The organism is Hydrogenophaga intermedia, assembly GCF_023715105.1.
GTDB classification, from domain to species: domain Bacteria; phylum Pseudomonadota; class Gammaproteobacteria; order Burkholderiales; family Burkholderiaceae_C; genus Hydrogenophaga; species Hydrogenophaga intermedia_A.
The window spans coordinates 39632-57143 of the sequence record NZ_JAMBNO010000010.1; the positions used below are offsets into that span (position 1 = coordinate 39632).

General features: G+C 68.6%; 18 protein-coding genes. All 18 read right to left on the minus strand.

The window, feature by feature from the left end:
* Positions 1–6: 6 nt before the first annotated feature.
* The 18 genes from M3149_RS10860 to rlmN all read right to left on the minus strand — a co-directional run bounded on the left by M3149_RS10860 (position 7) and on the right by rlmN (position 17505).
* Positions 7–198: a hypothetical protein gene (locus M3149_RS10860; protein WP_251709337.1), complete on the minus strand. Its 192-nt coding sequence runs from the start codon at positions 196–198 to the stop codon at positions 7–9.
* 28 nt (positions 199–226) lie between these two features.
* Positions 227–1426 carry a PLP-dependent transferase gene (locus M3149_RS10865; RefSeq protein ID WP_251709339.1) on the minus strand — a complete coding sequence of 400 codons (1200 nt, stop codon included), beginning with the start codon at positions 1424–1426 and terminating at the stop codon, positions 227–229.
* The gene (locus M3149_RS10870) at positions 1426–1950 is read right to left on the minus strand and encodes a phosphoribosyltransferase (RefSeq protein WP_251709340.1); all 525 of its coding nucleotides are present in this window, start codon (positions 1948–1950) and stop codon (positions 1426–1428) included. Before M3149_RS10870 ends, M3149_RS10865 begins: the two co-directional genes overlap by 1 nt.
* Positions 1951–2012: 62 nt before the next feature.
* Positions 2013–3401 carry an adenylosuccinate synthase gene (locus tag M3149_RS10875; protein ID WP_251709342.1) on the minus strand — a complete coding sequence of 463 codons (1389 nt, stop codon included), beginning with the start codon at positions 3399–3401 and terminating at the stop codon, positions 2013–2015.
* Between the two features lie 12 nt (positions 3402–3413).
* Positions 3414–4580 carry an ATP phosphoribosyltransferase regulatory subunit gene (locus M3149_RS10880; RefSeq protein ID WP_251709344.1) on the minus strand — a complete coding sequence of 389 codons (1167 nt, stop codon included), beginning with the start codon at positions 4578–4580 and terminating at the stop codon, positions 3414–3416.
* 85 nt (positions 4581–4665) lie between these two features.
* Positions 4666–4851: a DUF2065 domain-containing protein gene (locus M3149_RS10885; protein WP_251709345.1), complete on the minus strand. Its 186-nt coding sequence runs from the start codon at positions 4849–4851 to the stop codon at positions 4666–4668.
* Between the two features lie 31 nt (positions 4852–4882).
* Positions 4883–5776 carry a protease modulator HflC gene (hflC, locus tag M3149_RS10890; RefSeq protein WP_251709347.1) on the minus strand — a complete coding sequence of 298 codons (894 nt, stop codon included), beginning with the start codon at positions 5774–5776 and terminating at the stop codon, positions 4883–4885.
* Between the two features lie 18 nt (positions 5777–5794).
* Positions 5795–7153, minus strand: a complete 1359-nt coding sequence (hflK, locus tag M3149_RS10895) for an FtsH protease activity modulator HflK (RefSeq protein WP_251709349.1) — start codon at positions 7151–7153, stop codon at positions 5795–5797.
* 47 nt (positions 7154–7200) lie between these two features.
* Positions 7201–8388: a GTPase HflX gene (hflX, locus tag M3149_RS10900; protein ID WP_251709351.1), complete on the minus strand. Its 1188-nt coding sequence runs from the start codon at positions 8386–8388 to the stop codon at positions 7201–7203.
* A 75-nt stretch (positions 8389–8463) separates the two neighbouring features.
* Entirely contained in the window at positions 8464–8763 is a 300-nt protein-coding gene (gene hfq / locus M3149_RS10905; protein WP_251709566.1) for an RNA chaperone Hfq, read from the minus strand.
* Positions 8764–8784: 21 nt separating this feature from the next.
* Entirely contained in the window at positions 8785–10125 is a 1341-nt protein-coding gene (der, locus tag M3149_RS10910) for a ribosome biogenesis GTPase Der (RefSeq protein ID WP_251709352.1), read from the minus strand.
* 10 nt (positions 10126–10135) lie between these two features.
* Entirely contained in the window at positions 10136–11257 is a 1122-nt protein-coding gene (bamB, locus tag M3149_RS10915) for an outer membrane protein assembly factor BamB (RefSeq protein ID WP_251709354.1), read from the minus strand.
* Positions 11254–11913: a YfgM family protein gene (locus M3149_RS10920; RefSeq protein WP_251709356.1), complete on the minus strand. Its 660-nt coding sequence runs from the start codon at positions 11911–11913 to the stop codon at positions 11254–11256. Before M3149_RS10920 ends, bamB begins: the two co-directional genes overlap by 4 nt.
* A 53-nt stretch (positions 11914–11966) precedes the next feature.
* Positions 11967–13262 carry a histidine--tRNA ligase gene (gene hisS / locus M3149_RS10925; RefSeq protein ID WP_251709358.1) on the minus strand — a complete coding sequence of 432 codons (1296 nt, stop codon included), beginning with the start codon at positions 13260–13262 and terminating at the stop codon, positions 11967–11969.
* 14 nt (positions 13263–13276) lie between these two features.
* On the minus strand, positions 13277–14530 hold the full coding sequence (ispG, locus tag M3149_RS10930; protein ID WP_251709568.1) for a flavodoxin-dependent (E)-4-hydroxy-3-methylbut-2-enyl-diphosphate synthase: 1254 nt from the start codon (positions 14528–14530) through the stop codon (positions 13277–13279).
* A gap of 29 nt (positions 14531–14559) precedes the next feature.
* The gene (locus tag M3149_RS10935; RefSeq protein ID WP_251709360.1) at positions 14560–15507 is read right to left on the minus strand and encodes a RodZ domain-containing protein; all 948 of its coding nucleotides are present in this window, start codon (positions 15505–15507) and stop codon (positions 14560–14562) included.
* A gap of 7 nt (positions 15508–15514) precedes the next feature.
* Complete coding sequence (pilW, locus tag M3149_RS10940; protein WP_251709361.1) at positions 15515–16357, minus strand: type IV pilus biogenesis/stability protein PilW; 843 nt, start codon at positions 16355–16357, stop codon at positions 15515–15517.
* The gene (rlmN, locus tag M3149_RS10945; protein WP_251709363.1) at positions 16354–17505 is read right to left on the minus strand and encodes a 23S rRNA (adenine(2503)-C(2))-methyltransferase RlmN; all 1152 of its coding nucleotides are present in this window, start codon (positions 17503–17505) and stop codon (positions 16354–16356) included. Before rlmN ends, pilW begins: the two co-directional genes overlap by 4 nt.
* Positions 17506–17512: the final 7 nt, after the last annotated feature.

The window sequence follows — 17512 nt, forward strand, 5'->3', positions numbered from 1 at the left end:
CGGGTCTCAGTCGGCGCTGCCGCCTTCGCCGCCCGGTGCACCGGTACCAGCGGCGCCACTGTCGTTCTGCGGTTCATCGCCGGGGTGAGCGCCCTCGTCGGTCTTGCGGGCGGCCTTCTGGCGCGCTTTTTCTTCCTTCTTCTGCTTCTTGGCCAGCTCGCGCTGGCGCTTCTCGTATCCGTAGTTGGGGGTGGCCAATGCGATGTTCCTGGAGGGGTTGAAGGGGTCAGGGATGCAGCCGGGGCAACGCCTGGGCCAGGTCGGCGCGGAGGTCTTCGACATCCTCCAGGCCTGCGGCAAAGCGTACCAGACCCCCTGCGTGAGGCCAACCCAGCGTGCGGATGCCCGGGACGTTGTAGGGTGCGCACAGGCTGACGGGGCCCGCCCAGCTCCAGCCGAGCCGGAAGCGGCGCAGCCCGTCGCAGAAGGCGTCGATGCGCTCCTGCGGTATCGAGGCGTCGAACGCGGCACTGAACAGACAGGCGGCGGCGCTCGCATCGCGCTGCCAGGTGGCGTGCCCGGGCGATCCGGGCAAGGCCGGGTGAAACACGCGCGCCACGCCGGGCTGTGTCTGCAGCCAGGTGGCCAGTTCACGGGCGGTGGCGTCCTGCTGGTGGTATCGCAATTCGATGGTCTGCAGACCGCGGAGCACGAGTTCGGCGTCGTTGGCCGAGACACCCAGGCCCAGGCGCATGTGGCACAACAGGACATCGCGATGCAAGGCCTCGTCGCGCGTCACCACCGAGCCCATGAGCACGTCGGCTCCGCCGCTGGGGTACTTGGTGAGCGCCTGCATGGAGACGTCCACGCCCAGGTCGAAGGCGCTGAAGGCAATGCCCGCGCCCCAGGTGTTGTCCAGCGCGGTCACGATCGCGCGATCGCCGCCGGCCCGCGCCCGGTTGGCGGCCTTGACCACCGCCACCAGCGCTGGAACGTCCGGAAACTCCAGCGTGATCGAGCCCGGCGCCTCGAACCACACGAGGCGCGTGGCCGGCGTGATCTTCGCGGCCAGATCGGCCGGGTTCATCGCGTCGTAGAAGCGGTGCGTGATGCCCCAGGCCGCCAGCTCACCGGCCGCAAAAGCCTTGCCGGGGCCGTAGGCGTTGTCGGGAACCAGCAGTTCGTCGCCGCTGCGCAGGAAGGCCATGTCGACCAGCGCCAGCGCCGACAGGCCGCTGGGCGCCAGCACGCAGAAGCGCCCGCCCTCCAGCGTGGCGATGCGCTCTTCCAGCGTGAAGGTGGTCGGCGTGCCATGCAGGCCGTAGGTGTAGCCGCTCTTGTCCTTCCAGTCGTACGTGCGCAGGGCGTGTACGTTCGGAAAAATGACGGTGGAGGCCTTGTGCACGCCCGGCGCGACGGCCTCGAAGCCCTCCGGGGGCTTGTAAGGGTGATGGATCAGCTGGGTGGAGAGCTTCTCCTTCCCCATCACAGCTTCCACTTTTCCAGCAATTGCGCCGGGCGCAGGCTGTCGTAGCCCTCGAAAGGCTGATGGATCCAGGGGTTGGTGGGCAGGTATTCCACCGAATAGTCGGGCGTGAAGGTGGACATCGCCTTGGTCCAGATCACCGCACTGCGCAGCTCGGTGATGGGCGCGTAGTTGTTCTTGAGCAGGTCGATCACGACCTTGAGCGTGTGACCGGAGTCCGCCAGATCATCGACCAGCAGCACCTTGCCGGCAATCTCGCCCTTGGGCGTCGTGATGTAGCGCGCGATGTCAAGCTTGCCCTGCACCGTGCCCGCCTCGGCGCGGTACGAGCTGGTGGACATGATGGCCAGCGGCTTGTCGAAGATGCGCGAGAGGATGTCGCCCGGGCGCATGCCGCCGCGAGCCAGGCACAGGATGGTGTCGAACTCCCAGCCCGATTGGTAGACCTTGAGCGCGAGCTTTTCGATCAGGTTGTGGTACTCGTCGTAGGAGACGTAGAGGTGTTTGCCGTCTTCGGTGAGCATGCGGACTCCGGGAGGGGATTCGGAAAAGTGTGGTCTGACAAGAACGAGCGCCCTACCCGGAATTACCCGTGGAACGGGTGGTGCAGCAGGATGGTGTGATCGCGGTCGGGGCTGGTGGACACCACGTGGATGGGCACGCCGGTGGTCTCCTGGATGCGCTGCAGGTACAGGCGGGCGTTGGCCGGCAGGTCCTCGTAGCGCGTCACGCCCACGGAGCTTTCCGTCCAGCCCGGAATTGACTCGTAGATCGGCTTGCAACGCGCAATGTCGTCCGCTCCCATGGGCAGGATGTCGATGCGCTCGCCGTCGAGCTCGTATCCCGTGCACAGCTGCAACTCGGGCAGGCCGTCGAGCACATCGAGCTTGGTGATGCACAGACCCGTCAGGCCGTTGACCTGCGCCGAGCGCTTGAGCAGCGCGGCGTCGAACCAGCCGCAGCGGCGCGAGCGGCCGGTGGTGACGCCTTTTTCGGCCCCCACGGTGGACATGTGCCAGCCGGGTGTGCCTTCGGTTTCCCAGTCGAGCTCGGTGGGGAACGGGCCACCGCCCACGCGCGTGCAGTAGGCCTTGGTGATGCCCAGCACGTAGTGCAGCAGTTGCGGGCCCACGCCGGCACCCGCGGCGGCGTTGCCGGCCACGCAGTTGCTGGAGGTCACGAACGGGTAGGTGCCGTGATCGATGTCGAGCAAGGTGCCCTGCGCGCCCTCGAACAGCAGATTGACGCCGGCCTTGTGTGCCTCGTTGAGCTCGCGCGACACGTCGGCGATCATGGGTTTGAGCGCTTCGGCCTGGCGCATGGCCTCGGCGTACACCGGCTCGAACTGGATGGCGCCGCCCTTCATGTAGGGCGCGATCTTGTCGTCCCAGGCCATGTCGGCCGAATGCAGGTACGTGGTCAGCACATGGTTGTGCAGATCCAGCAGCTCGCGCAGCTTGGTCGCGAAGCGTTCGGGGTATTTCAGGTCCTGCACGCGCAGGGCGCGGCGGGCGATCTTGTCCTCGTAGGCCGGACCGATGCCGCGGCCGGTGGTGCCGATCTTCTCGGTGCCGGCCTTCACCTTGGCAGCCTCGCGCGCGATGTCGATCGCGGCATGGAACGGCAGGATCAGCGGACAGGCCTCGCTCACGCGCAGGCGCGAGCGCACCTCCACACCCGCCTTCTCCAGCCCCGCGATCTCCTCGAACAGCTTGCCCACCGAGAGCACCACGCCGTTGCCGATGTAGCACTTGACGCCAGCGCGCATGATGCCGCTCGGGATGAGGTGCAGCGCGGTCTTGACGCCGTTGATGACCAGCGTGTGGCCGGCGTTGTGGCCGCCCTGGAAACGCACCACACCCTGCGCGGTCTCGGTCAGCCAGTCAACCAGCTTGCCCTTGCCTTCGTCGCCCCACTGGGTGCCGACCACCACCACGTTGCGCCCGGGGGTTGCGGCGCTGCCCTTGTTGCTCATCGCGTTTTCCAATCAGAGGGTTCTAACGGTCCAGGTGCCCGCGCGGCCGGCATCGGACACCAGCTCACGGTCACAGTGGAATTCATCGACCTGGTGGTCGTGGCCCGGCAGGGCGCACACCACGGTCTGGCCCTGCGCGCGCAATGCGGCGATCGCCTCGCGCAGACCAGGGTCGTTGCCCCAGGGAGCCCGGATGGCAGCGGCCAGCGCGCGCGGCGCGACGGCGGCCACCAGCTCCTTGAGGTCAAGGCTGAAACCCACGGCCGGGCGCTTGCGGCCGAAGACGGCACCGACCTCGTCATAGCGGCCACCGCGCGCGATGTCGGCCACCGGGCTGCGTGCGTCACGGGCAAACACCGCGAAGCGCACGCCGCTGTAGTAGGCATACCCGCGCAGGTCGGACAGGTCGAAGGACAACTGCATGCCCTGCACGTGATCGGCAAGCCATTGCAGCGCATCCAGTGCGGTGTGCAGCAGCGGTGACGGCGTGAGCGCGCGACGCGCCTCAGCCAGCACGCCCCGGCCGCCGTAGAGCGTTGGCAGGCGAGCCAGGTCGGCGCGGGTGGACTCGGGCAGGTCGCGCGACAGGGTACGCAGTTCTGCCGCGTCCTTGGCGGTCAGCGCGGCGTGCAGTCGCGCCACCTGGGCCGCCGGCAACCGCAGGGGATCGAGCACGGCATCGATGACGCGAACATCGGCCAGATCCAGTTGCAGGTCGCGCAAGCCCGCGGCATGCAAGCAGGCCTGCGCCAGCTCGACGGCCTCGAGATCGGCCTCAAGGCCCGCGTGGCCATAGATTTCGGCTCCGAACTGAAGTGGCTCGCGCGTGGCCGCGGGACGATCGGCCCGCGTGTGCACCACCGGCCCGCAGTAGCAAAGGCGGGCCACGCCCCGGCGGTTGAGCAGGTGGGCGTCGATGCGGGCGACTTGCGGCGTGCTGTCGGCGCGCAGACCAAGCGTGCGCCCGCTGAGCTGGTCGACGAGCTTGAAGGTCTGCAGGTCCAGCGATTCGCCGGTGCCGGTAAGCAGCGACTCCAGATGCTCCACCAACGGCGGCATCACGAGCTCGTAGCCGTACGAGCGCGCGGTGTCGAGCAGGCTTCGGCGGAGTTCCTCGATGTGCCGGGCCTCGGAGGGCAGGACATCGGCGATGTGATCCGGGAGGACCCAGGCGGACATGGCGTTTATGGGACGCTGTTAAAAACGCGATTCTACCGGGCAGGTCTGGCCTGCCCTGGCAGCACACGCGGCTGCGGGCGCACCTTCAGCCGAACAACAGGACGATGAGCCCGCCCACGGCAACGCTGATCAGGCCGAAGAAGCGGATCTGCCCGTCGCGCAGCGAGAGCATCTGGCTGAACACGCGCCGCCAGCCGCCGGGCGAGAGCAGCGGCAACAGGCCCTCGAACACCAGCACCAGGCCCAGCGCGAGCCACCAGGCGTCGCTCATGTCCGCCGTCGCCCGGGCCAGACGCTGGCCATCAACGCGGCGCGCCGACGTTGCTGCTGCGCAGGCTGCCGAAGAAGTCGGTGGACGGGTCGACCAGCATCACGTCGCCCTTGCCCGCGAAGCTGGACTTGTAGGCCTCAAGCTGACGGTAAAACCGCGCGAACGCAGGGTCACGGCCAAAGGCGTCGGAGAACGCAGCCGCGGCCAGGGCATCGCCCTCACCCTTGATGCGCTGTGCGTCGCGATAGGCCTCGGCCACGATCACCTCGCGCTGGCGGTCGGCGTCGGCGCGAATGGCCTCCCCCTCGGCAAAGCCCGTGGAACGCAGTTCGTTGGCGACACGCTTGCGCTCGGCCTCCATGCGCTGGTAGACCGAGGTCACGATGGACTCGGCGTAGTCGACGCGGTTGATGCGCACATCCACCACCTCCATGCCCCAGGGCTGGTTGGCGCCCTGGATGGCAGCAGCCACCTGGGTCTGCACGTCGCGCATGAGATCGTCACGGCGCGCCGAGAGCAGTTCGCGCAAGGTACGCTTGTTCACCTCCTGCTGGAACGAGTTGCGCACGACGCGGTTGAGCTGCAGGGCACCGGCGCGCTCGTTGGTGCCGACGTTGCGGATGTAGGCCTGCGGGTCGCTGATGCGCCAGCGCACGTACCAGTCGATCACCACGCGCTGCTTCTCGGCCGTCAGCGTGGGTTCGGTGTCCTGGCTTTCCAGCGTGAGCAGGCGCTTGTCGATGTAGGACACGTTCTGGAACGGCGGCGGGAGCTTGAAGTTCAGGCCCGGCTCGGTGACGACCTGCTTGATCTGGCCGAGCTGGTAGACCACGCCGAACTGGCGCTGGTCGACGACGAACAACATGGAACTGGCGATGGCCAGAACCACGATGAGCGAGGTGATGACGAATCCGATCTTGTTCATGTGCTTGTCCTCCCGTGCTCAACGGCTTTCGCGATCGCGCGAACGTGCCGAGTCGGGCGCTCGCTCCAGGGGGCTGGAGACGGGCGCGGGCGTGCCGGGCATGGTGGTGGACGACGCCGGGGCGGTGGTCGATGCGCCGGCGGCCTGCATCAGCTTGTCCAGGGGCAGGTACAGCAGGTTGGAGCCGCTGTTGCGCGTGTCCACCAGCACCTTGGTGACGTTGCTGTAGATCTGCTGCATGGCCTCGGTGTGCAGGCGCTCGCGCGTGACCTGGGGCGCCTTCTGGTACTCGGCCAGGACCGAGCGGAACCGCTGCGCATCACCCTGCGCCTGCGCCACGATGCGGGCCTTGTAACCCTCGGCCTCCTCGGTCAGGCGGGAGGCGGTACCGCGCGCACGCGGGACCACGTCGTTACGATAGGCCTCGGCGTCGTTCTTGGCGCGCTCACGCTCCTGGCCGGCGCGCAGCACGTCGTCGAACGCGGCCTGGACCTGCTCGGGCGGGCGAACGCCGCCTTGCTGCAGGTTCACCGCCACCACCTCGATGCCGACCTTGTAGCGGTCGAGGATGGTCTGCATGAGCGTGCGCACGCGCGGTGCGATCTGGTCGCGTTCCTCGGCAAGCACGGCGTCCATGCGCATCTTGCCCACCACCTCGCGCACCGCCGTCTCGGCGGCCTTGAGCACGGACAGGTCTGGATCGCGGCTCTCGAAGAGGAACGCACGGGCATCGCTCAGGCGGTACTGCACCACGAACTTGATGTCGACGATGTTCTCGTCCTCGGTGAGCATGGAGGACTCGCGCAGGCCGGTCGCGGGCACCACGTTGTCGCGGCCCACGTCGACCGAGCGCAGCTGCGTCACGAACACCGTTTCGTGGCGCTGGATCGGGTACGGCAGGCGCCAGTTGAAGCCGGCGCCCACGGTGCTGTGGTAGCGGCCGAATTGCGTGACGACCGCCTGCTGGCCCTCCTGCACGATGAAAAAGCCCGTGCCGAGCCAGATCAGCAGCGCCACACCGACGATGAGGCCGGCGCCGACACCGGCGGCCTTGGGGTTGGGCGTGAAGCCACCGCCGCCACCGCCATTGCCGCCCGCACCGCCGCCCTGCCCGCTGCCACCGCCCCCGCGGCGATTGCCCAGCAGACCGCCGAGCTTGCGGTTGAAGTCGCGCCAGAGTTCGTCGAGGTCGGGCGGGCCCTGGTTGGGGCCCTGGCCGCGCGGGCGCTGCCCGCCGCGCGCGTCCTCGTCATTGCGGCCGTCCTGCCCGCCCTCGTCGCGGCCCCAGCGGGGGTCGTTGAGATTGAACATGCCGCGCCAGCGGCGCCAGCCACGTTTGGGCTGGCCGGTGTGCGGGTGGGTGGGGGTCACATCCATGCTGTGAGAGTTTCCTGTGTGCAACGGTGTCATGCCATTGTGCCGAATCAGGCCGGGGGGTTCCCGGATTCAAGTGCTTCCTGGGGGTCTTGTGTCGCGGCGCCCGCACTGCGGCGTGCCACCTCGGCCGCCAGCCAGGCCCGCAATTCGGGCAGGCCGGTGCCCTCGTGCGCGCTGACGAACAGGCGTGGCAGCGCGCGACCGCCCACCTCGATCGTGTCGAGCCGCTGGTGCGGCATGCGCGCAGGATCGAGGGCGTCGACCTTGTTGAAGACGAGCAACTGGGGGACGTCGGCCGCGCCGATCTCGCCCAGCACGCGCTCCACGGCGGCAATCTGTTCGGGATGGTCGGGGTTGGAGGCGTCGACCACGTGCAGCAGCAGGTCAGCCTCGGCGGCCTCCTGCAGCGTGGCGGCAAAGGCTTCCACCAGGCCGTGCGGGAGGTCGCGGATGAACCCCACGGTGTCCGACAGCGACACGGTACGGCCGGCCTCACCAAGGTAGAGCTGGCGCGTGGTGGTGTCCAGGGTGGCGAACAATTGATCCGCCGCGTAGCTGCGGGCCTTCACCAGGGCATTGAAGAGCGAGCTCTTGCCGGCGTTGGTGTATCCCACCAGCGAAATGGTGAAGGCGTCGCGCCGTTCGCGCTGGCGGCGCTGGGTGGCGCGCTGCTTCTTGACCTTCTCCAGCCGTTCCTTGGTGCGCTTGATGGCCTCGGCGATCATGCGGCGGTCGAGCTCGATCTGGGTTTCCCCGGGGCCGCCGCGCATGCCGATGCCGCCGCTCTGGCGTTCCAGGTGCGACCAGCGCCGCACCAGGCGGGTGGAGAGGTACTGCAGTCGCGCCAGCTCGACCTGCAGCTTGCCCTCGTGGCTGCGCGCGCGCTGCGCGAAGATTTCGAGGATGAGCAGCGTTCGGTCGTTGACCGGCAGGCCCAGGTGGCGCTCCAGGTTGCGCTGTTGCGCGGGGCTCAGCGACTGGTCAAACAGCACCTCGGTGGCGCCGGTGGACTGCGCGAGCATCTTGATTTCATCGGCCTTGCCGGAACCCACGAACAGCGCCGGGTCGGGCGCGCGGCGCTTGCAGGCCACCCGATCAGCCACGCGGTAGCCTGCGGTCTCGGCCAACAGGCCGAGCTCGAGCAGTTCGCCGTCGAAATGCGGCGTGCCGAAGTCCACGCCGACGAGGATGACGGCGGGCGTGTTGGCAGAAGCGGAGCGGGGCTCGGAGGTCAAATCAGAGGGGCAACGCGCCCTGCGTTGCCCACCCGGCCCGCAATGGCAGGCCTGGGGCGTATGCGCGGGCGGCGCTCAGGGGTTGGGTTCTTCGGAGGCGGTGGCCGAGAACTGGATCGGACGACCCGGCACGATGGTGGAGATGGCGTGCTTGTAGACCATCTGGGTGACCGTGTTGCGCAGCAGGACGACGTACTGGTCGAAAGACTCGATCTGGCCCTGCAGCTTGATGCCGTTGACCAGATAAATCGACACCGGCACATGCTCCCGGCGCAGCTGGTTCAGGAAAGGGTCTTGCAAAAGCTGACCTTTGTTGTTGCTCACGATATGCTCCGTGTTCGACGTTTCGGAACGTGGAACATACCACAGGGGCATTCCCACCGCCGTGTGGGGAAATCAGCTGTCCTTGAACGGGTTGTCGGCGGTGCGGTACTCGATGCGCAGCGGGGTCCCGACCAGGTCGAAGGCCTTGCGAAAACGCCCTTCCAGGAAGCGCGTGTAGGCATCGGGCACGCGGTCCAGCGCATTGCCGTGGATCACGATCACCGGCGGGTTCATGCCGCCCTGGTGGGCATAGCGCATCTTGGGCCGTCCGCCGCCGCTGCGCGGCGGCGCCTGGAACGCCACCGACTCGGCCAGCAGGCGCGTGAGCAGGGGCGTGGACATCTTGCGCATGGCCGAGGCGTGCGCCTGACCGATGGACTTCCACACCGGGGCCAGGCCCTGGCGCTTGCGCGCCGAGATCAGGTGCAGCGAGGCAAACTTCAGGAACGCCAGCCGGGTCTCGATCTGGCGCTCGACCTGCTCGCGCTGGTAGGCATCCACCGCGTCCCATTTGTTGATCGCCAGCACCACAGCGCGCCCGCTCTCAAGGATGTAGCCCGCGATGTGGGCATCCTGGTCGGTCACACCCTGCGTGGCATCGAGCAGCAGCAGCACCACGTGCGCGCCTTCGATGGCCTGGAGTGTCTTGACCACCGAGAACTTCTCGATCGCCTCGAACACCTTGCCCTTGCGGCGCAGGCCGGCGGTGTCGATGAGTTCGAATTTCTGCCCGTTGCGCTCGAACGGCACGCGGATCGCATCGCGCGTGGTGCCGGGCATGTCGAAGGCCACCAGGCGTTCCTCGCCCAGCCAGGCGTTGATGAGGGTCGACTTGCCGACGTTGGGCCGGCCAGCCACGGCCAGGCGGATCACGCCACTCTCGGCTTCGGGTTCTTCCTCGTCTTCGGGCGGCAGGCCCGGGATGCGCTCGAGCGCGGCCTCCAGCATGGAGCGCACGCCCTGGCCGTGCGCCGCCGAGACCGGCAGCACTTCGCCCAGGCCGAGTTCGAAGAACTCCACCAACTGCGCGCCCGCGGTCATGCCCTCGGCCTTGTTCGCCACCAGCAGGCAGGGTTTGCCGAGGCGGCGCAGGTAGTTGGCGATGTCGTGGTCCTGCGCGCTCAGGCCAGCACGGGCGTCCACCACGAAGATGACGACGTCGCTCTCGGCCACGGCCTGGCGCGTCTGTTTGGCCATCTCGCGGTAGATGCTGCCCTCACCTGCGTCGGGCTCGAAACCCCCGGTGTCGATGACGATGTATTCGCGCTTGCCGATGCGGCCATTGCCGTAGTGGCGGTCGCGCGTGAGGCCGGCGAAGTCGGCCACGATGGCGTCTCGCGTGCCCGTGAGGCGGTTGAAGAGCGTGGATTTGCCGACGTTGGGACGACCGACGAGGGCGATGACGGGTTTCAAGCGGGCACTTTCACTGCGGACGCCAGGCATAGAGGTTGCCGCGGCTGGTCATGGCCACGAGCGCGTCCCCGGCAAGCACCAGGGGCGAGACGATGGGCGAGCCGTCGGTGGTCAGGCGCGCCATCTCGCTGCCGTCCTCGCGCGAGAGCAGGTGCACCAGGCCATTGCCGTCGGGCACGGCGAACACACGGCCCAGGGCCAGCGGTGCGCCCAGCGGGTGGTGCTTGAGGCGCTCGCTGCGCCACGCGGGTTCGCCGCTGTCGCGGCGCCACGCCACCAGCGTGCCATCGCTCTCGGTGCCGAACACGAGGCGGTCGTCGCCGTGCACGCCGCTGGTACCGTTGGCCGGACGCGTCCACACCGGCTGGCCGCGTTGCGTGTCCACGCAGCCCACCGCGGCACCGTAGGCGCGCACGCAGACGGTGCCACCAATTCGGCTCACCGGCGCAACGATGTCGACCAGGCGCTCCACCTCGTTGGTGCCGCGCGCGCTGGCCACCGGTACCTCCCAGCGAACAGCGCCGTTGTCGGGGTTGAAGCCCACCAGGCGGCCGGAGACCCCGGCCACCAGCGTGTCGCCCACGGCCGCCAGCGCTGCCGGGCGGCTGAGCACCAGCGGGTCGGCGGTTCGCGTCTGTGACCACAGGCGCGCACCGTTGGCAGCGTCGTAGGCCACCACGCTGCGGTCGGCCGTGAAGACGAAGACGCGCCCGCCAGCCACCAACGGCGGCGTGAACGAGCGCGCACCCAGGCGCACGCGCCAGCGCTCCTTGCCGTCGGCCAGGGCCAGCAGCAGGTTGTCGGCCGTGATGACGGCCGCGGTCTCGCCGTCGCTGCCGACACCGGCCGACAACGGGGTGCGCAGGTCGACGCGCCAGACATCGGCGCCGCTCGTGCGGTCGAACGCGGCCACGACACCGGCAGCGCTGGCCGCCACCACGCGGCCGCCAGCGACCGCCGGCACGAAACCGACGCCTGCCTCACCCACGTTGGCGCTCCAGATCAGGCGGGTGCCGATCAGGGCACTGGCGGGCCCGAGCGGGGTCGGTTGCGGGCGCGTCGGGCCCGAGGAACAGGCCGCCAGCACGGCGCTGGCGAGCAACAGGGCCAAGGCGACACGACGACGGCTCATGAGCGGGCCTCCGGCTCGACCGCCACACCCAGTGCAGCAAGCTTGATCGCCACCAGCCGGCGTGTGTCGCTGCGCGGCTCCAGGGCATTCCAGGCCGCCTGGTACTGGGCCTTGGCCTCATCGGGTTTGCCCTGGGCCATGAGCACGTCACCGCGCCGGTCGGCCAGCAGGGGCTCGAACGCGGCGGGCGCGCTGGCCTGCAGCACCTTCAATGCAGCCTCCGCTTGGCCCGCCTCCAGTTCGACCGAGGCGAGGCGAAGACGCGCCACGGCCTGCAGGCCCGCGTCCTTGCTGCCATCGATCACGCCTTGCAGTGCGGCGCGCGCCTTGTCGGTCTGACCGTTCTCGAAGAGCACCTTTGCGGCCAGCAGGCCAGCCTGCGCGGCGAAGGTGGTGCCACCGAAATCGGCGCGCATGTCGGTCAGCACGCGCTCGATGCGCTCAAGATCCTTGGCCGCGGCGGCTGTGTCCATCTCTTCGTACAGTGCCGCGGCCTTGGCGCCCTGGTTGCGCTGCCACCAGTTCCAGCCGTTCCAGGCGGCAAAGCTGCCCATCACCACAATCAGCACCCAGGTGATGGCGTTGCCATACCTGGCCCAGAAGTGCTTGATCTGATCGAGCTGTTCCTGTTCTTCGAGGTCGAGATGCTTGGCCATGGCTTGGGTCGTTGCGCGAAAGTGCTGGATTGTAGGTAGCGCGGTGCGCAGGCTCAGGCCGGACGCACGCGAGCCGCGAGGGTGGCCACGTCGCCGAGCGGCAGCAGCACCTGCGCGCTGGCATCGCCGCGCTCACCGCGCAGCGGCTTGAGCGCCACCTGGCCCTGGGCGAGTTCGTCGCCGCCGAAGATCAACGCCCAGCGTGCGCCGCTGGCATCGGCCTTCTTGAACTGCGACTTCATGCTGCCCATGCCGTCGGCACCGCCGGCGTGCATCTGTACGCGCGCGCCGGCTTCGCGCAGCGCGCGCAGCACGGGCATCACGCGCGGCAGATCGGCCGCGTCGGGCACCACGGCGTAGGCGTCGGGCACGGGGGCTTCGGGCAGACGGCCCTGTTCCTTCAGAAGCTCCAGGATGCGTTCCATGCCGAGCGCCCAGCCCACGGCCGGCGTGGGTTTGCCACCAATCTGCTCGAACAGGCCGTCGTAGCGGCCGCCCGCGCAAACCGTGCCTTGCGAACCGAGTTGCGTCGTGACGAACTCGAACACCGACAGGTTGTAGTAGTCCATGCCGCGCACCAGGCGCGGGTTGATGCGATAGGCCACGCCATGCGCGTCCAGCAGCGCCTTCAAGCGCTCGAAGTGCGCAAGCGAGTCGGCGCCCAGGTGATCCATCAGCCGGGGCGCGGCGTTCACCGTCGCCTGCATCGCAGGGTTCTTGGTATCCAGGATGCGCAGCGGGTTGCTGTGCAGGCGCCGCTTCGCGTCTTCGTCCAGCAGTCCGGCGTGCGATTCGAGGTAATCGATCAGCGCCTTGCGGTGCGCCAGGCGTTCGGCGGGCTGGCCCAGGCTGTTGATCTCGAGTTCGATGCCGGTGAGGCCCAGCGCCTTCCACAGGTCGCAGGCCAGCACGATGAGTTCGGCATCGACGTCCGGGCCGGCAAACCCCAGCGCTTCGGCGCCGAACTGGTGGAACTGGCGGTAGCGGCCGCGCTGCGGGCGCTCATGGCGAAACATCGGGCCCATGTAGTAAAGGCGCCGCGGTCCGTCGTAGAGCATGTTGCTCTCGAGTGCGGCGCGCACCACGCCGGCGGTGTTCTCGGGCCGCAGCGTGAGGTGCTCGCCGTTGAGCTTGTCCTCGAAGGAGTACATCTCCTTCTCGACGATGTCGGTGACCTCGCCCAGGCCTCGCACGAACAGTGCCGTCGGCTCGACAATGGGCGTGCGGATGTTGCGGTAGCCGTAGCGCGCCATCAGATCGCGCAGCGTGGCCTCTAGCCACTCCCAATGCGCCGATTGCGGCGGCGCGATGTCGTTCATGCCTTTGACGGCACTGAGTTTTTCTGCCATGGCGTGTGCGAGGTTCAGGCGTGCGTGCCGAACCGCTTCTGGATGTAGTTTTCGACGATGGTCTGGAACTCTTGCGCGATGCCCGCGCCGCGCAGGGTCATGGCCTTCTGGCCGTCGATGAACACCGGCGCAGCAGGTGCCTCGCCGGTGCCAGGCAGGCTGATGCCGATGTCGGCGTGCTTGCTCTCGCCTGGGCCGTTGACGATGCAGCCCATGACCGCCACCTTCATGCCCTCGACACCCGGATAGCGCTCGCGCCACGCCGGCATGGACGCGCGCAGGTAGTCGTCAATCTGCTTGGCGAGTTCCTGGAAGGTGGTGCTGGTGGTGCGCCCGCAACCGGGACAGGCAGTGACGCTGGGCACGAAGCTGCGCAGCCCCAGCGCCTGCAGGATTTCCAGGCCCACCACCACCTCCTGCGTGCGTGCCTCGCCGGGTTGGGGCGTGAGCGAGATGCGGATGGTGTCGCCGATGCCCTGCTGCAGCAGCACGGACAGCGCCGCTGTGGAAGCCACGGCGCCTTTGGTGCCCATGCCCGCCTCGGTGAGGCCCAGGTGCAGTGGGTAGTCGCAGCGCTGCGCGAGTGCCTGGTAAACGGCGATGAGATCCTGCACCGCACTGACCTTGCACGACAGCACGATGTTCTCGCCCGGCAGGCCGATGGCCTCGGCCTTCTTCGCCGATTCGATCGCCGAGGTGATGAGGGCCTCGTACATCACCTGTTTGGCGTCCCAGGGCTGGGCGCGCGCGTGGTTCTCGTCCATCAGGCGCGCGAGCAGGTCCTGGTCGAGGCTGCCCCAGTTGACGCCGATGCGGATGTGCTTGCCGTGGCGCGCGGCGATCTCGACCATCCGCGCGAACTGGCGGTCACCCTTGTCGCCGCGGCCCACGTTGCCGGGGTTGATGCGGTACTTGGACAAGGCCTCTGCGCAAGCCGGATGGTCGGTCAGCAGGCGGTGGCCGTTGTAGTGGAAGTCGCCGATGAGTGGCACCGCGATGCCCATGCGGTCGAGCTGCTCGCGGATGTGCGGCACGGCCGCGGCGGCTTCGTCGTTGTTGACAGTGATGCGCACGAGCTCGGAGCCTGCCTGCGCGAGTTCCTTCACCTGGATCGCCGTGGCAATGGCGTCGGCGGTGTCGGTGTTGGTCATGGACTGCACGCGCACCGGGGCATCGCCGCCAATGGTGACGGCATGGCTGCCCCAGCGCACCACGCCCTGGCGGGTGCGGCGGCGCGGTGCCTCGGGCAAGGGAATCGGCTGCTCCATGCGGGTCTCGTATGTCTTTTCGTGTGCCATCACCGCGCTTCGAACCGCGCCACGTTGTTGCGTGCGATGGCGGCCGCGTCGAACGCGCGCCCGCGCACGGTGACCTGCACTTCGCCGGCATTGCCAAGCAAGACCGAATACGGCGGTGCGGCCGAGAATTCCACGCGCTCGCCGGGCTGCAGCAGGCGCTGCAGCACGACGGTGCCCGTGCCGTTGGTGACCTCGGCCCACGATTCCTGACGCGCCTGGAGCCGCAGCACCGCCCCTTCGGCGGGTGCGGTGCCGGACGCGGTGGGCACGTCGGGTGCCGCGGCGGTCGCGGTACCGGACGGCGCCACGGTGGCGTCGGTCGCCGGTGAAGTCGCCGGGGCAGGTGCGGCGTCCCCTTGCGACGCCGTCGCTGCCTGCGCGGTGCCACCCGAGTCACCCGGCGCTGACGCGTCGGCAGCAGGCGCGGCAAGCGGCCCGGCACCCTCGACAGCCGCAGGCGCACCCGGCTGGAAGATCGGTGCGGCGGGCGCTGCCGAAGGCAGCGTCGCCACGGGTGCCGGCTCGGGCGGTGATGCCGACTTCGGCAGGAACAGCACCACCAGGGCCGCCAGCAACAGCGCGATCGCGCCCAGCAGAGCTGGCTTGGACAACCAGACCAAGGGGCTCGCGGCCGGGGCCTCGCTAGCAGGTTTGAACGGGGCGTTGATCGCGTTGTCGCGATCGCCGAGCGCCGGTGCCGGGTTCTGCGGAATCTGCTCCAGCACCGGTGCTGGGTCGATCTTGAGCTGGCGGCAAGCGCTCGAGGCGAGCGCGCGCGCAAACGTGAGATCGGGCAGTTCGTCATAGCGCCCCGCCTCCAGTGCCTCCAGTTTGCGCACCGGCACCTTCAACGCGGCAGCCATGGCCGCGATGTGCAGCCCCGCCGCTTCGCGTGCCTCGCGCAGGCGCACCGGCCGCTCAGGCAATGACGCGGGTGCGGCCTCCATCACCCCCTCACTCATTGAAGGCCCCCCGCTGATAGGCGGCCCACTGCGGCGACTCCGGGAAGCGGCGGCTGAGCTGTTGTGCAAGCTGCGCCACCACCACGTCATTGCCCAGGCGACGTTCCACGCGGATGCCCAGCCAGAGCGTCTCGGCGTTGGCCAGTTCGGAGTTGTTGACCCGGCGGATGATGAACTGCGCACCCTGGCTGTCGCCCCGGCGGTGCTTCAGGCTGGCCAGGTTGTAGGCGGCGATCGGGTTGGCCGGGTCGAACTCGTAGGCGCGCGCCAGCGCAGCCTCGGCCTCGGGCAGCTTGCCCGCGCGCAATAGGCACACGCCCTGCACCAGCAGCGTGCGCGGCCGGTTCTTGTAAGTGGGGCTGGCCAGGGCCTGCTGAAACAGGCGATCAGCCTCGACGTAGCGCGCCTTTTCGCAATAGAAAAGGCCGTAGTGGTGCTGCGCCTCGGCATCGAGCGGGTTGATCTGCAGCGCGCGGCGAAAACTGTCCTCTGCCAGGGCATCGTCGTTCAGGCGCATGTAGACCAGACCGCGCAGGATGTAGGCCGGTCCGTAGTTGGGATCAGCCGCCAGGGCGAGCTTGATCTCGTCGAGCGCGACGGTCGTCTGGCCCTGGTCGAAATAGTTGGCGGCCAGCTCGTAGCGCAGGCGCGCGCGGCGCACCGAGGCCGGCTCATCGGAAGCCGTGAGCGGCTCGACACCCGGCGTGGGTGTGGACGACACGCGCGGGGCCTGCGACGCACAACCGGCCAGCAGCACCATCGCCATGGCCGCGGACAGCAGCCACAACGTGGGGCGGGATGAGGACGGGAGTGGTCGGGTCTCGGGCTGTGTCATGCCTGCCTTTCGGGATGGGGGGTCACGAAACGGATGGGTTGCTCGATCGCGCGGCGTTGCGCCAGGCGGCGCGCGGCATCGGTGCGATCAAGCACGTCGCCTGCGAGCTGGCCGCAGGCAGCGTCGATGTCGTCACCCCGGGTTTTGCGGATGGTGGTGACGATGCCCCCTTCGTTGAGGATCTGGCCGAAGCGCTGCACCACGGCGCGCGGCGAGCACCGCAGGCCGGAGTCGGGGAAGGGGTTGAAGGGAATCAGGTTGACCTTGCAGGGCACGCCGCGGCCACCGTGTTCGCGCAACAACTTGAGCAGCTCACGCGCGTGCTCGGGCGTGTCGTTCACGCCGTCGAGCATGCAGTACTCGAAGGTGATGAAGTCGCGCGGCGCGGCCGGCAGGTAGCGCAGGCAGGCGTCGAGCAGTTCGGCGATCGGGTACTTGCGGTTGAGCGGCACGAGGTCGTCGCGCAAGGCGTCGTTCGGCGCGTGCAGCGAGACGGCCAGCGCCACCGGGCACTCCTCGGCCAGGCGGTCGATCATCGGCACCACGCCCGAGGTGGAGACGGTCACGCGCCGGCGCGACAGGCCGTAGGCGTGGTCGTCCAACATGACCTTGAGCGCGGGAATCAGCGCATGGATGTTCTGCAGCGGCTCGCCCATGCCCATCATGACCACGTTGGTGATCACGCGTTCCCCGGGCCGGTTCAGGTGCTGGCGCAGGAAGAACTCGGCTTGCCAGAGCTGGGCCAGGATCTCACCCGTGGTGAGGTTGCGCGAAAAGCCCTGGTGCCCGGTCGAGCAAAAGCGGCAACCCACGGCACAACCAGCCTGGGAGGACACGCACAGCGTGCCGCGGTCGTCCTCGGGAATGAACACGGTTTCGACGGCGTTGCCGTCACCGACGTCGAACAGCCACTTGATGGTGCCGTCGGCCGAGTCTTGCCGCGAGAGCACGGGCAGACCGGTGATGCGTGCCGCCGCAGGCAGCTTCTCGCGCAGGCTGCGCGCGAGGTCGGTCATCTGGGCGAAATCGGATGCACCCTTGTGGTGGATCCAGCGGAACAGCTGGGTGGCGCGGAAACGCTTTTCGCCCAGCTGTTCGCAGAAGGCGGCCAGCCCCTCGAGATCGAAGTCGAGCAGGTTGACCGTCATGACATGA